The following is a 14484-nucleotide window of genomic DNA, read 5'->3' as shown; positions in this document are numbered from 1 at the left end:
TGCTAGCCGATTCTCTTCTTAACGAAGATTTCGTAGGCCAAATAAATGAGTGGCAAAGCCATAATCCCGATGAACAGAGCATTCTGCATCGCAAATTCTGGATAGGAAGCCACGGCATAAACCAAACCGAAAAACGCGCCACCGAGATGCGCGGCGTGACCGATATTGTCATTTGCTCTTGGGTTGAGCATCATATAAACGGAATACCCGAAGTAAAGTGCGCCGAATGCAAAACCTGGAATGAACCAAATCTGAATGTCATTGGGAGCCAAAGCTACCGCGGCAAACAAAACGCCTGAAACCCCGCCACTTGCGCCAATCGCAGAATAAAAAGGCACATTCTTGTAAACATAGAGGCAAAATAGATTTCCTAAAATAATGGAACCCAAATAAATAATCAAAAATCCGCCAATCCCGAATCCTATTAGCGCTATGGGCGCAAAAATGTACAGCGTGTACATATTGAAAAGGAGATGCATAAAATCGCCGTGCAAAAAGCCGGCGGAGAGAATTCTGATGTATTCTTTGCGTCTTTGGATGGCGCCAACTTCGAATTTGTACTTCTGAAAAAACTCCGGTTGCTGAAATCCGATGTAGCTGATGACGCAAGTGATTGCAATGATTGCGACTAAAATATATAGTGAAATGTCCATTTTTTAGTTTAAATTTTAATTGATTTCTTCATCGAAAAGGCTTCCGATGGTTCCGCCGTCGTCGTCCAAATCTTCATCTGATTTTTCTTCGATTTCCGGTTCTTCTTCTATGATTTCTGGCGGTTCTGGGATTGTGATATTGATGTTTTTGACTTTGTCTTTAGTCAATTGATTTCCAATTGCTTTGATTCCTTTCACGGTGATAAACTCGTCCAAATCTACGGTTTCTGCATCTTTTTGTTTCCCTTTGATTGTTGGGAAAACAAGTTCTGCAATAGCGCCAATTTCTGTGGTTACAAATTCTAGGAAAGATTTCGGATTCTCGTTGCTGAAAAAGGATTGAACATTGTTTGTAGCTTCCAGCAGGAATCGTTTTACAAAATACTTGTCCTTTTCTCCATCGAAATAAATACAGGTGATTGGCTGTTCTGGTTTCCATTTTTCGAGGATGAGATAATCGTCATCGAAACGGTTCATCAAATCGAATGAAATTAGCTTGGCTTCGCCTTGGGAATTGATGGTGAGAATCTTGTCGTCACCTTTGAAATTTCCGAGTAAAGTTCCTCTTCCATCAGCGTTCAAACGACGTACGGACTCATCGAACCAAATCTTCCTTGGTGCCAAAGTGGAAACGCCTTCTTCTTTGAGATCGACTTTTTTCACGGCATATTTGGTTACCAGATTTCCTTTGGAATCTCTGCCTTTGATGGCAATTTCGGAGAAATCAATATCGATTTTGTTCTTTCTGACTCTTGCATTTGGTTTTAGCAAAACTGAAACAACTTCGGCTTCACCATTTGGATTAGCAGAGAAATAAAGCATTTCTGAGAATTTTTTGTCAGATGCCAATTTGTAATCCGTATTCCTTGTAACGCCTGTCACGGAGAAACGCTTCATATAATAAGGACCTTCTCTGCCTTCTCGGTAAATGGAATTGTAAACTGTGCGTTTGTCGTTCTTTTTCCAAATGGCAACGTGAACGATATTTTTCCCGATGAAAGTTTTGGCTTCCACTTTTACGACCTTCATTGTACCGTCTTTTTGGAACGTGATAATGTCATCAATATCGGAACAATCGAACAGGAATTCGTCTTTTTTGAGGGAAGTTCCTATGAAACCTTCTTCTCTGTTGACGTAGAATTTTTCATTAGCAACGGCAACTTTTGTTGCATCAATCGTATCAAAAATCCTTAATTCGGTTTTTCTTTCTTTTCCTTTGCCGTATTTTTTTTGAATATTAAGATAATAATCTATTGCATAAGTAATTAAGTTCGCCAAATGATGTTTGACTTGCTCTATTTTTCCTTCTAATGCGAGAATGTTTTCTTTAAATTTATCAAGGTCGAAACGTGAGATTCTTTTGATTCGGATTTCGGTTAATCTTACGATGTCTTCTTCTGTAACGGCTCTCAGCAAATGTTTGGTATGAGGTTTCAGACCTTCATCAATGGTTTTGATAACATCTTCCCAAGATTTGACCTCCTCAATATCGTGGTAAATTCTATTCTCGATAAAAATCCTTTCCAAGGAAGAAAAATGCCAGCTTTCCTGCAACTCGTGGAGTTCGATTTCCAGTTCTTTTTTCAATAAAGAAACCGTGTGGTCTGTGTTGTGTTTCAGAATATCCGAAACTGACAAGAACATTGGCTTGTCACCAACAATTACACAAGCATTTGGAGAAATAGGAACTTCGCAATCTGTGAAAGCGTAAAGTGCATCAATCGTCTTATCTGGCGAAACATCGGGATGCAGATGGATATTGATTTCTACAACATCCGACGTATTATCTTCAATTTTTTTGATTTTGATTTTCCCTCTTTCATTGGCTTTCAAAATACTATCGATAAGATCTCCGGTATTTTTTGAAAAAGGCAATTCTGTGATCGTGAGTGTGTGTTTATCTTTTTGAGTAATTCTCGCTCTCGCACGGATTTTACCACCACGTTTCCCGTCGTTGTAATGGGAAACATCCAACATTCCAGCAGTCAAGAAATCTGGAAAAATTTCGAATCTTTTACCTTTCAAATGAAGAATAGAAGCCGTTATCAATTCGTTGAAATTGTGAGGCATAATCTTGGTAGAAAGTCCTACTCCAATTCCCTCCACGCCTTGTGCAAGCAGTAACGGAAATTTAACCGGAAGATCAATTGGCTCATTGTTTCTGCCATCGTAAGATTTTGTCCAATGTGTAGTTTTCGGGTTGAAGACCACATCCAAAGCCAAAGGCGTGAGCCTCGCTTCGATATATCTCGCAGCAGCGGCAGAATCGCCGGTATAGATATTTCCCCAGTTTCCTTGGGTATCAATCAATAACTCTTTTTGCCCAATCTGGACCATTGCATCCGTAATAGAAGCATCACCGTGCGGATGATATTTCATCGTATTTCCAACGATGTTTGCTACTTTGTTATATCGACCGTCTTCCAACTCGCGCATAGAGTGCATAATCCTGCGCTGAACTGGTTTCAATCCATCGAAAATAGAAGGAATTGCCCTGTCCAGAATTACATAAGAAGCGTAGTCTAAAAACCAATCTTTGTATAATCCGGAAACTTTCTTCAGGCTTTCTTCGTGATGCGTACTTTCTTCCATTAATCTGTATTATCTTCTTGTCTGGTTTCTCTATTGGTTTTAATAACCTTATTCAAGGAAAATTTCAAATCTTTCACTTGTTTCCTTGAGAGATAAGAAATATCATATTTCAAAATTGTTACGTGATTTTTTTTACTGCTGATATAAATATACAATCGTCTGAAAATAAAACCATTGACAAAATTAAATTTCAGCAACTTATATTTTGGAAATTCGTCTTTTGCATTTTTTTTAGATAACAAATACAGAATATGATTGTTCCTAAAATTGAGCGCTTCTCCGTCGCTGTCATACTCAAAAACTGGTCTTCCCAAAATGTATAATAATAAAAAAAGAATAGCAGGAACTGCCAGCAGAACCCAAGCTTTGTTACCAAATACATCAAACTTATTGATCTCAAGAATATATGCTATGATTCCGAGAATAAAAATAATACCTACCAAGGAATATATGAAACTGTACAATGGTTTCCCATTCCTGTTACTTAATCTCATTTGTTTATTTTTATTTATGAAAGTTAGACTTCAATTTCTTTGATGGCTTCTTTGTTATCGATATCCATATCTTCTACTACCAGATTGTCCAAGATGAACAATTGTCTGTCCGGTGTATTTTTCCCCATATAGAATTCCAGAAGCTGAGCAATAGTCTGATCTTTTCCGAGAACAACCGGCTCCAATCTGATATCTTTTCCGATAAAATGCTTGAACTCATCTGGCGAAATCTCTCCCAATCCTTTGAATCGTGTGATTTCTGGATTTTTCCCTAATTCATTCAAGGCTTTCAATCTTTCTGAATCGGAATAGCAATATCTCGTTTCTTTTTTATTTCGAACCCTAAAAAGTGGCGTTTGCAAAATATAAAGATGTCCGTTTTTGATGAGATCTGGGAAAAACTGAAGGAAGAATGTAATCATCAACAATCTGATGTGCATCCCATCAACATCCGCATCTGTAGCAATTACGACGTGATTGTATCGCAAGTCTTCCAAACTTTCTTCAATGTTTAGCGCCGCTTGCAAAAGATTGAATTCCTCATTTTCGTAAACTACTTTTTTCGTGAGTCCATAGCAGTTTAATGGTTTTCCTTTCAAAGAAAAAACAGCCTGTGTTTCCACATCTCTAGATTTGGTAATAGAACCAGAAGCCGAATCTCCCTCGGTAATGAAAATCATCGTTTCAGACTTTCTGGATGCCTTTTGGTCATTGTAATGATGTCTGCAATCTCTCAGTTTCTTGTTGTGAAGCGATACTTTTTTCGCTCGTTCTCTTGCTAGTTTTTGGATTCCGGAAAGTTCTTTTCTCTCTCTTTCAGAAATTAAAATCTTACGCTGAATGGCGTCTGCAATTTCAGGATTTTTATGAAGGAAATTATCAAGTTTATTTTTGAGATAATTGATAACGAAAGTTTTAATCGTCTCCAATTCCTTCCCATCTTTATCTTGTCCCATTGTCGCAGAGCCCAATTTTGTTTTGGTCTGAGATTCAAAAACAGGATTACCAACATTGATGTAAACCGCTCCAATAATAGCTTTTCTAATATCAGTCGCTTCAAAATTTTTATTGAAAAATTCCCGAATAGTTTTTACATACGCTTCTTTGAAAGCATTAAGATGCGTTCCACCTTGCGAAGTATATTGTCCATTGACGAATGAAAAATACGTCTCTGACTGGGATTTGTCGGAATGCGTGATTGCCAATTCCATATCCTCATCTTTGATATGAATAATCGGATACACGATCTCTCCGTCTATTTCTTCTTCCAACAAGTCTTTCAAACCATTTTGAGATTCGAAAACTTCGCCGTTGAAATAGATTTTTAAACTTAAATTAAGATAAGTGTAATTACGGAGCATTTTCGCCACATATTCATTTCTGAATTTGAAATTGATAAAAATGCTATCATCTGGAACAAACGTGATTTCTGTACCGTTTCTTTCGGAAGTTTCGGTCTCATCGTGCAAAACATCCAATCTTCCTTCGCGGAATTCGGCGATTTTCATTTTACCTTCCCGAACCGATTTTACTTTAAAATAAGTCGATAAAAAGTTGACCGCTTTTGTTCCGACACCATTCAGACCGATGGATTTTTTGAAAGCGCCGTCGTCATATTTTCCTCCCGTATTCATTATGGAAACCACGTCCACAATTTTCCCCAAAGGAATTCCTCGACCGTAATCTCGCACGGTTACAGTTCCGTCTTTGATTTTCACATCAATTCTTTTTCCAGCTTTCATCCTAAATTCGTCGATGGAATTATCGAGAACTTCTTTCAGCAAAATATAAATCCCGTCGTCAACAGACGATCCATCTCCCAGCTTCCCGATATACATCCCAGGTCGCAGTCGCACGTGCTCCCTTGGCTCGAGGGTTCGGATATTATCTTCGGAATAATTTGCAGGATTAATTTCGCTCATAAAATAGTAATTGGCTTGTGTTGAAAATCGGTAACTCACAAATTTAACGAAATGAAATTTAATTTGAAAGTTTTGAGAATTAATTTTAATCGATTAATATAATTTATCCATAAAAAAAGCCAGACGAATGCCTGACTTTGAATTATGGACTGTGGAAATACCTTTTTATTTCTTAAGAATCTTTTTAGAAATAATTTCTGAGTTCGTGTGAACATTCAGAATATACTGCCCAACTGGAAGTTTTCTAAGATCAACTTCAGAAGATTTCGTTTCCAAAACCATCTTTCCTGAAACATCATACATTCTGATTTTCTGAATATTATCAACTCCATTTATCTTAATAAAATCTGAACTTGGATTTGGATAAACCTGAAGATTAGCTTTGCTAAAATCTGAAACCGCCAATGTTTCCGTTTCCAAAACCTGAATATTATCAACCATTAAAACCAAAATATTAGTGCAATCAAAATGCCTGAAAACCAGCTGTACGTCCTGACCTGCAAAATCTGCGAGATCAATAGTTACATGTTTTGCTTCTTCCATATATCCAGCATCCAAAGTCTCCTCAAAAACAGGAGTTTCTGCACCTGTAAAAGTTGAATTGGCAGGAATTACGTAAACAGCATAATGTTCCTGAAACTCTACATCATCATAAGCACCGACATCAAATTTCAGTTTTAGCTGTTTGCCAGAATTATTGGGTAAAGAAATGGATTTACTTGTCAAAGTATTATCCGGCGTAAAAGCTCCGAAAAACCAAGACCAAGAAGTTGCATAATAGCCCGTGAAAGCATCGACAGAACTATTATCGAATTCCCATTTCTGAGTGTCTCCATCGCGATCTGTGTTGGTCCAAGAATCTCTTCCAGCCTCAGTTTCAAAATCTTCACTGAAAATTACGGTTTGAGCCGACATTGACAATCCCGTCATCAATAAAGATGAAAATAGTAATTTTTTAAGCATATATTTTTATTTTTAAATTTTAGCTAATGTAAATAAAAAACGCTCTCATTTCTGAAAGCGTTCTAATATATTTTAAAATTAAGCTTTTAAACATTGAATCTAAAGTGCATAATATCGCCGTCTTGAACGACATATTCTTTACCTTCCACAGACAGTTTCCCAGCTTCTTTCACTTTCGCTTCTGTTCCGTAATGCATATAATCATCATACTTGATCACTTCCGCACGGATGAAACCTTTCTCGAAATCTGTATGAATCACACCAGCCGCTTGTGGCGCCGTCCAACCTTGACCAATCGTCCAAGCTCTAACTTCCTTCACTCCAGCCGTGAAATAGGTTTGTAATTTCAAAAGATCGTAAGCTTTTCTAATCAATCTGTTCACACCTGGTTCTTCCAAACCTAGCTCTTCTAAGAACATTTGTCTTTCTTCAAAAGTCTCCAATTCGTTGATATCAGCTTCGATTTGCGCCGCCAAAACTACAACTTCTGCATTTTCGGATTTTGCCATTTCTTCGATTTTAGCAATCCAATCGTTTCCATTTTTGATAGAATTCTCGTCCACATTACAAACGTACAAAACTGGTTTGTTGGTCAGTAACTGAACATCCGCTAAAATAGATTTTGCAAAATCATCTGCAGGAAACTCTCTTGCGTTTTTGCCCTCCTCCACAAAAGTCAAAAGATTTTGCAAAGTTTCATAGGTCAAAAGATCTTCTTTCTTTCCAGATTTGATGAATTTTTTAGCTTTATCAACAGCTTTTCCAATCGCTTCGATATCTTTTAATTGAAGTTCAATGTCAATGATTTCTTTATCTCTCATTGGATCTACAGAACCTTCCACGTGGATGATATTTCCGTTATCGAAACATCTCAAAACGTGAATGATCGCTTCACACTCACGAATATTTGCCAAGAACTGATTTCCCAATCCTTCACCTTTGCTCGCACCTTTTACCAATCCGGCAATATCCACAATCTCTACAACTGCAGGCAAAACGCGTTCTGGATTTACGATTTTTTCTAATTCAAAAAGTCTAACATCCGGAACAGAAACAGTTCCAAGATTCGGTTCTATGGTACAAAACGGATAGTTTGCAGATTGTGCTTTTGCGTTGCTAAGACAATTAAAAAGGGTTGATTTTCCTACATTCGGAAGACCTACGATTCCACATTTCATAACGAAATTTTATTTGTTATTTTAAGTTATGCTACCTTACGGTTTCATAATTCTTTGTTTATGGTTTAATGTTCTGAGTTTAAACTTTGAATTTTAAACATTGAACATTGAATTTTAAGTTTGCAAATATACTGATTTTTGGGTTTGAATTTTCTACTTTTACAATCTTAATTAAGATCAGGAAACGAATCCAAAATGGCAAGAAAAAAACGCGAATATCAATCTTCAGAACTTGTGAATTCCTTCGCCAGAATCTATGGTTTTGAGGATAAATTGAAAGCTTTTGAGATTAAGGATTTTTTGGAGGATTATCTTTCTAACGATCTTTACGCCGAAATCGTGAGCGTGAATCTGAAAGAAAAAGTCTTAATTATCAGAATAAAATCGCCACTTTTAAAAAATGATTTCAGATTGAGAAAAACTTTTTTCTTGAAGAAATTTCGAGAAGTTTTGAAGGATGAATCTTTGATTAATGATCTTCTGATTTTGTAGAAATATCCTGAATCATTTTTTTGCTTTTTTCATCCAATCGGGATCTCAGCGGAAAGAAAAACCTAAACGGATTTCTAAGGAAATAACTGAAAATCTCTCTGAAAATCTCCTTTACTTCGCTCATCTCAACTTTTCTGGAACGGAATGCCAACAACATAGACAATCCAAAACTGACTGCAAAATTGAAAAACCCAATGATGAAAACTGTCACAAATGCAATCCAAAAAGCAGAAGAACTTATTACAAAATCTTTCCCGTAAAGTCCAAGTGCAAAATTACCAGCAGCAAAAGTAATGTGCCGAATATCCAAGTCTAATCCCAAGAAAAGCCCGACTGGTGCAGTGGCTCCAAGGAAAACTCCGAACCAGAAATTGGAAATAATCCCCGCCCAGTTTTTAGAATAATAAACCGAAAGCTGCTTCGCAAAACTTTGTCCAAAGAAATAATTGATAAATGGATTTTTGGCAATCCGCTTGGGAATCTGATAAAACACAGAACTATTGCTCAAATTCCCGGAAATGACGCCGGAAATAAACAGGAAAACTCCCGCGATACAAGCATGCAAAATAGCCTTGGAATGAAATGGATCCAAATCATACAGCAATTTCCCCGACTTTTCGAAGGCGAAATTTTGTTTGAAAAGCACTTCCAATCCGTAAATAATAAGCAAAGAAACCGGAAATGACAACAGCACATTTCCCACAAAAGCGATAAACTGAGACCTAAACAATTGTGAAACCACGTGCGCAAATTCTATATAAGTATTTCTGCTGTTCCCTTCTGACAGGACTTTTGCCATCGTAGCTGCCGTCATCGCAGGTTGTTTGGTAGCCAACGAAAACCGCATCAGGTAAATCATTATGAATCCCATCGCATAATTCATAGAAAACAAAAATGCGTGGGCAAAATCACTGGCTGGAACATAACTGTAAAGCATCTTCAGTACGCAAAGTGCCCCAACAATCACGCCTCCACCAGAGGCTTTCCAAAACATTTTCATGTAGGATTTGAATGTGGAAGTAATGTAATGCGTTCCAGTTTCCGCAGTATGGTTTGTGATGAGATGCGACTTTAGTCTTGTACTATCTGAGATGAGATCGCGCAGATTATTTTTGTGTGATTTATATTTTAAGATATTGAAAAACAACTGCTTGGAATTAATCAAATAATCCTGCTCGTCATTAATCAAGAAAAGTTTTATGATATCCGACATCCTTGTCAGCTGTTGTCTTATTTTCAACAAAGACTGATTGGTCTTGCTGGAAATACCGTATTTGGAAGAATTCTTGAACGCAATATTCACAAATTCCAAACATTGATCCAGATAGATTTTGGTCTGTTTATAAATATCATCCGTCGAAGAAAGCTGAAAATCCGGATTTGCTTTGAATTCTGCATTCAGAACATCCAGTTCGTTTTGAAGAGCTAGAAAAGGATTGTCAAAATTCCTGTATTCTGGCGCCATTTTCATCACTTCCACGTCCAGCGCATTACCGATTACGCGCCACGCCAAAATATTAAGCGAAAACAAAAGCTCATTCTTAACGTGTTGATTATTAATAAACTTATCAATTCTAAGCAATCGGAAAAGTTCATCCATCTTATCTTCCGGTGAATTCTGGAAAAACTGAAGATCTTTTCTTGGCGTTACCAGCACATTATCAACCAGATACCAAATTGTATTTTCGTTTTCGATGGGCGGGAGAATCTTGTTCAGAATTCTCTTTTTGAATTCGGGATAGAACGCATTTTCGGAAAGAATGTCCGCTTCCGTCAAAGAAAGATTGAATGGTTTGTCTTGGAAAATATGATGAATGTAGAATAATAGATTTTCTTTAATCTTCTCATTATCTTTCAGATAGGCTGTAAAAACGCCCAAATCTTCACGCTTTAGGCTTGTGATAATTTCCGATAAAGGCTGCAAAGACAGCGTTTCGTTTCTTTCGCTGAAATAATTTTTCAGAATCGTGCTGAAACTGTCTTTTTTAATTAATCTAATCGCCATCTTACGACAAAAGTAGTCATTATTTCAAAACAATGTTATTCATCTGACGCATAATCCAATTGTGTTTTTTGGTAAGGTACGGACTTGGATTTTTCGGATCGTATTTTTTTGGATTTGGCAAAACTGTCGCAATCCACGCCGCTTGGCTTTTTGTCAAATCTTTTGCAGGTTTGTTGTAATAATATTGTGCCGCAGCTTCCACACCAAAAACGCCTTGCCCCATTTCTATGACATTAAGGTATCTTTCAAGGATAACATCTTTTCCCCAAATCTTTTCAATAATGAACGTGTAAATTGCTTCCAAACCTTTTCTCAGCCAACTTCTGCCTTGCCAAAGAAAAACATTTTTTGCCGTTTGCTGGGAAACCGTACTTCCGCCACGAACAACCTTTCCTTTCTTATCATTCTTTTTCATTGCTTTTTCAATTTGCTTGAAATCGAAACCATTATGATTGAAAAACGCTTGATCTTCCGATGCTAAAACCGCTTTTTTGATATTAGTTCCCATATCGTCGTACGAGATATAGTCACGTTGCAATTTTCCATATTTGAAAACACTTCCCAACTGCGTCCAAGTGATTGGCGGATTGAAAAAGATTCCAAAAATAATGAAAAGAATATTTGCGATAACAATGATGTAAAACAGTTTTTTGATGAACTTCCACATTTGAAAAAGAAATTTTTTGCGAAAATAAAACAAAAAAATATCTTATGCGAACAAAAGAAAAAGTGCAGTTGTAAAATAAATAAAATTATCAAAAAGCAGAACCCAAAATATCCCAGAGAAGTAAGACTAGTGTTAAAATAAGACATAACACAAAATCATCAAAGCTGAATTTATTTGATTGTAAAGCCAATCTGCTCCTATAATTTTGATGATTTCTTCTTTCTAATTCTTGTTTACCCTCCAGCTTGCTCGTATTTGAATATTTTTTATGATTCATCTTTAATCAGAAGTAATTTTTTAAATATGCTAAAAGCTTATTATTTTTTAAAGATTACAAATATTAAATTAAAATATGAACACGAAAATAAAAGACAAAAAATAAACAGAAATGTAACATTAGTTAATAAATCAAGTATTATTATTAAAAAATAATTACAAAACAGTTAACACAGAAATAAGACAAAAGCCACTAACAAACGATAGATTTGAACAACAAAAAACCTCACAACTTGCATTGTGAGGTTCTTGTGAGCGCGTCAGGATTCGAACCTGAGACCGTCTGCTTAGAAGGCAGATGCTCTATCCAGCTGAGCTACGCACCCATTTGTAATTTTTTCGAAAATTACTAAAAATTGTCGGGGCGGCAGGATTCGAACCTGCGACCTCCTGGTCCCAAACCAGGCGCGATGACCGGACTACGCTACGCCCCGAGTAAGTCATCTTGTAGTTGCGGAGAGTAAGGGATTCGAACCCTTGGAACCGTTTCCAGTTCGCTTGTTTAGCAAACAAGTCCTTTCGGCCTCTCAGGCAACTCTCCTTGCAGTTTCAGAGATATATTCTATTCCGTTATTGCGAGTGCAAATATAGAAGACTTTTACATAACTACCAAAACTTTTTCTTCATTTTTTTTCATATTTTTGAATGAAATTTAAACACAAAAATAACTACAATGCGTAATTCATTATATCTCACAACTTTAGGAATCCTTATCATTTCTTGTGGTTCACAACAAAAATCGGTAAAAAGTAAAACTCCTATCAAATCTACTACTCCAGTAGCGGTCGTTCCTATAAAAAAACCGGAAATCAAACAAGATGAAGGCGACTATTATAAAGTCAATATCGCGGATATTACCAAAAATGACAACACGATAAGTTATGGTTCTATCGTCAGCGCAAATCCTGCGGGCTATAAAGTGACAAAAAATTACTTCCCATCTATCGGTCAGAATTTTCGTCAACGCTATGTGATTCTACACTATACTGTATTGGATGATGAAAAATCCATCAACGTTCTCACACAACAAGGCGTAAGTGCACATTATCTTGTGAATACCTTGCCTGACAAGGAAATCTATCAATTGGTGGATGAAAACAAAAGGTCTTACCACGCAGGAGTCAGTAATTGGAGAAAAGATCAGAATCTAAATGATACTTCGATTGGAATTGAAATCGTGAATTTGGGTTATAAGACAGACTCTACTGGTTACCGAGTTTTCACGCCGTTTCCAGAAGAACAGATCAAGAAAGTTGGAGCTTTGGTAAAAGATCTTGTCGTGAGGTACAACATTCCGCCGACTAATATCTTGGCTCACTCTGACATTGCACCGACGAGAAAGCAAGATCCAGGTCCACTTTTCCCTTGGAAGAGATTGTACGACGAATATCAAATCGGGATGTGGTATGACGAAACTGCGAAACAGACTTTCCTCAATCAAATTCTGCAAACTGATTTTGCTACGCAGTCCAATTCGGCAGATTTTATCGTAAAAGCACAAATACAGTTGAATCAATTTGGCTATAACATTCCGCCCACTGCAGTTTGGGATAAACAAACGAAACAAACGATTGAGGCTTTCCAATTTCATTTCCGACCGAGCAATTACAATGGAATAATGGATGCGGAAACTTGGGCAATTTTACAGGCTTTGATTCAGAAATATCCGCAGAAGTAAATGAATATTATTTTAAAAACTGAAAGATTAATTATAAGGCCCATTTCGGAAAATGATATTGAAAATGTATTTGAATTACAATCTTTGGAACAAACCTCCGAATTCAACACATCCAAATCGCCATCCAATATTAATGAAACAAAAATTAATGTTGATAAATGGATTGATGAAAACAATAAAGAAAACATCAAGCATTTTACATTTGCAATTAAACTAATTGAGAATGAAAAATTTATTGGTTTGATTGGAATTAATTTAGGAAAAGAACATTATAAGAATGCAGAAGTTTGGTTTCAATTTGATTACAAGTTTTGGAACAAAGGTTATGCAACAGAAAGCTTAAGAACAATCATTGAGTTTGGTTTCGAGGATTTGAAACTTCATAGGATTGAAGCTGGTTGTGCTGTTGAAAATATTGGGTCATACAGTGTTTTAGAAAAAGTGGGAATGTTGAGAGAAGCACATACGAGAAAATTATTGCCTTTGAAATCTGGATGGTCAGATAATTATGGATATGCGATTTTGGAAACAGACTTAAGAAAATAATCGCTCTGTAACTATAAATATTGTCATAAAAAAACCTCGAAAATAATTCGAGGTTTTTAATTTTATTACTTACTCAACAACAAAGAAACCCATTCTTCTCTTTGGATTTTCTTCTCAAGCTTCAGATTTTGCTCCTTGCAAACTTCCAGAATATCGTCCACATCGAAGAAGCAAAGTCCGGACAACAGCAATTTTCCTCCATCTTCCAAAACCGAAACATAAGTCGGGATGTCAGAAATCAAAATATTTCTGTTGATGTTCGCCAAGATGATTTCGAATTTTTCTTTACCAAGATTATCCGCCGTTCCCAACTCGATGTCCAATTCTACATTATTTCGAATAGCATTTTCTTTGGAATTTTCAACAGACCATTCATCAATGTCGATAGCAACAGTTCTACCAGCGCCTTTCTGTTTGGCGAAAATGGCCAAAACCGAGGTTCCGCAACCCATATCAAGCACTTTTTTGTCCGCCAAATCCATATCCAACATCTGCTGAATCATCAAGTGCGTCGTAGGATGATGGCCGGTTCCGAATGACATTTTCGGCTGAATCACAATCTCGTGCATTTGCGGATCCGAGTCGTGGAATTCGGCTCGGATTAAGACTTTATCTTCTACATTGATGGGCGAAAAATTCTTTTCCCATTCCTCATTCCAGTTGATATTTGGCATTTCTTCATAAGTGTAAGAAATCTCGACTTCTTCGTTCTGAAGAAGATAGATATTTTTCAACTCATCTTCTTTAAAAAGGTCTTTTTGGATATAGCCAAGGATGCCGTCATACTCTTCTGTGAAGCTGTCAAAACCGATTTCTATCAGTTCCGCCATCAATATTTCGTTCCAAGGTTGGAGAGGTTTTATTTTAAAATTGAATTCCAGATAAGCTGCCATTGTTTAATTTTTTGCAAATTTAGGTTAAAACCACAAAGTCACGAAGTTTTTCACAAAGAACACAAAGAATTTTTAAGCTTAGAAAACTTGTGAACCTTGTGCAGAACCTTTGTGCCTTTATGGTT

12 protein-coding genes and 3 tRNA genes are annotated in these 14484 nt (G+C 36.7%); 3 read left to right on the top strand and 12 right to left on the bottom strand.

Annotated elements, in window-relative coordinates; translation table 11 throughout:
* Positions 1-2: 2 nt before the first annotated feature.
* The 6 genes from B0I22_RS15185 to ychF form a co-directional block, all read right to left on the bottom strand.
* A complete protein-coding gene (locus tag B0I22_RS15185) occupies positions 3-653 on the bottom strand; it encodes a rhomboid family intramembrane serine protease (RefSeq protein ID WP_133946292.1) in 651 nt (216 codons plus the stop codon).
* 15 nt (positions 654-668) lie between these two features.
* A complete protein-coding gene (locus tag B0I22_RS15180; protein ID WP_133946291.1) occupies positions 669-3245 on the bottom strand; it encodes a DNA gyrase/topoisomerase IV subunit A in 2577 nt (858 codons plus the stop codon).
* Positions 3245-3739 carry a hypothetical protein gene (locus tag B0I22_RS15175; RefSeq protein WP_133946289.1) on the bottom strand — a complete coding sequence of 165 codons (495 nt, stop codon included), beginning with the start codon at positions 3737-3739 and terminating at the stop codon, positions 3245-3247. Before B0I22_RS15175 ends, B0I22_RS15180 begins: the two co-directional genes overlap by 1 nt.
* A gap of 23 nt (positions 3740-3762) precedes the next feature.
* A complete protein-coding gene (locus B0I22_RS15170; RefSeq protein ID WP_133946287.1) occupies positions 3763-5661 on the bottom strand; it encodes a DNA topoisomerase IV subunit B in 1899 nt (632 codons plus the stop codon).
* A gap of 165 nt (positions 5662-5826) precedes the next feature.
* Complete coding sequence (locus B0I22_RS15165; protein WP_133946285.1) at positions 5827-6624, bottom strand: T9SS-dependent choice-of-anchor J family protein; 798 nt, start codon at positions 6622-6624, stop codon at positions 5827-5829.
* A gap of 86 nt (positions 6625-6710) precedes the next feature.
* Positions 6711-7802 (bottom strand): redox-regulated ATPase YchF, encoded by a 1092-nt coding sequence (ychF, locus tag B0I22_RS15160; protein ID WP_133946283.1) that lies wholly within the window; start codon positions 7800-7802, stop codon positions 6711-6713.
* A 195-nt stretch (positions 7803-7997) separates the two neighbouring features.
* Here ychF and B0I22_RS15155 point away from each other — a divergent pair, with 195 nt between their 5' ends.
* The gene (locus B0I22_RS15155) at positions 7998-8294 is read left to right on the top strand and encodes a hypothetical protein (RefSeq protein WP_133946282.1); all 297 of its coding nucleotides are present in this window, start codon (positions 7998-8000) and stop codon (positions 8292-8294) included.
* On the opposite strand, the gene B0I22_RS15150 is transcribed toward B0I22_RS15155, so the two are convergent.
* The 5 genes from B0I22_RS15150 to B0I22_RS15130 all read right to left on the bottom strand — a co-directional run bounded on the left by B0I22_RS15150 (position 8272) and on the right by B0I22_RS15130 (position 11783).
* Positions 8272-10299, bottom strand: a complete 2028-nt coding sequence (locus B0I22_RS15150; RefSeq protein WP_133946280.1) for a recombinase — start codon at positions 10297-10299, stop codon at positions 8272-8274. The genes B0I22_RS15155 and B0I22_RS15150 overlap by 23 nt on opposite strands.
* A gap of 19 nt (positions 10300-10318) precedes the next feature.
* Positions 10319-10966 carry a monofunctional biosynthetic peptidoglycan transglycosylase gene (mtgA, locus tag B0I22_RS15145; RefSeq protein WP_133946278.1) on the bottom strand — a complete coding sequence of 216 codons (648 nt, stop codon included), beginning with the start codon at positions 10964-10966 and terminating at the stop codon, positions 10319-10321.
* A gap of 528 nt (positions 10967-11494) precedes the next feature.
* Positions 11495-11568 (bottom strand) — tRNA-Arg (locus B0I22_RS15140).
* Positions 11569-11601: 33 nt separating this feature from the next.
* Positions 11602-11676 (bottom strand) — tRNA-Pro (locus B0I22_RS15135).
* A gap of 20 nt (positions 11677-11696) precedes the next feature.
* Positions 11697-11783 (bottom strand) — tRNA-Ser (locus B0I22_RS15130).
* Positions 11784-11915: 132 nt separating this feature from the next.
* Between B0I22_RS15130 and B0I22_RS15125 the strand changes: the two genes are divergently transcribed.
* The gene (locus B0I22_RS15125; protein WP_133946276.1) at positions 11916-12920 is read left to right on the top strand and encodes an N-acetylmuramoyl-L-alanine amidase; all 1005 of its coding nucleotides are present in this window, start codon (positions 11916-11918) and stop codon (positions 12918-12920) included.
* Positions 12921-13466 carry a GNAT family N-acetyltransferase gene (locus B0I22_RS15120; RefSeq protein WP_133946274.1) on the top strand — a complete coding sequence of 182 codons (546 nt, stop codon included), beginning with the start codon at positions 12921-12923 and terminating at the stop codon, positions 13464-13466.
* A gap of 65 nt (positions 13467-13531) precedes the next feature.
* Here B0I22_RS15120 and prmA read toward each other — a convergent pair whose 3' ends face one another.
* The gene (gene prmA / locus B0I22_RS15115; RefSeq protein WP_133946272.1) at positions 13532-14359 is read right to left on the bottom strand and encodes a 50S ribosomal protein L11 methyltransferase; all 828 of its coding nucleotides are present in this window, start codon (positions 14357-14359) and stop codon (positions 13532-13534) included.
* Positions 14360-14484: the final 125 nt, after the last annotated feature.

It is taken from the genome of Epilithonimonas xixisoli (assembly GCF_004365655.1).
GTDB lineage: Bacteria > Bacteroidota > Bacteroidia > Flavobacteriales > Weeksellaceae > Epilithonimonas > Epilithonimonas xixisoli.
The sequence above is the reverse complement of the archived record's forward strand: the minus strand, read 5'-3'. Positions and strand labels throughout refer to the sequence as shown.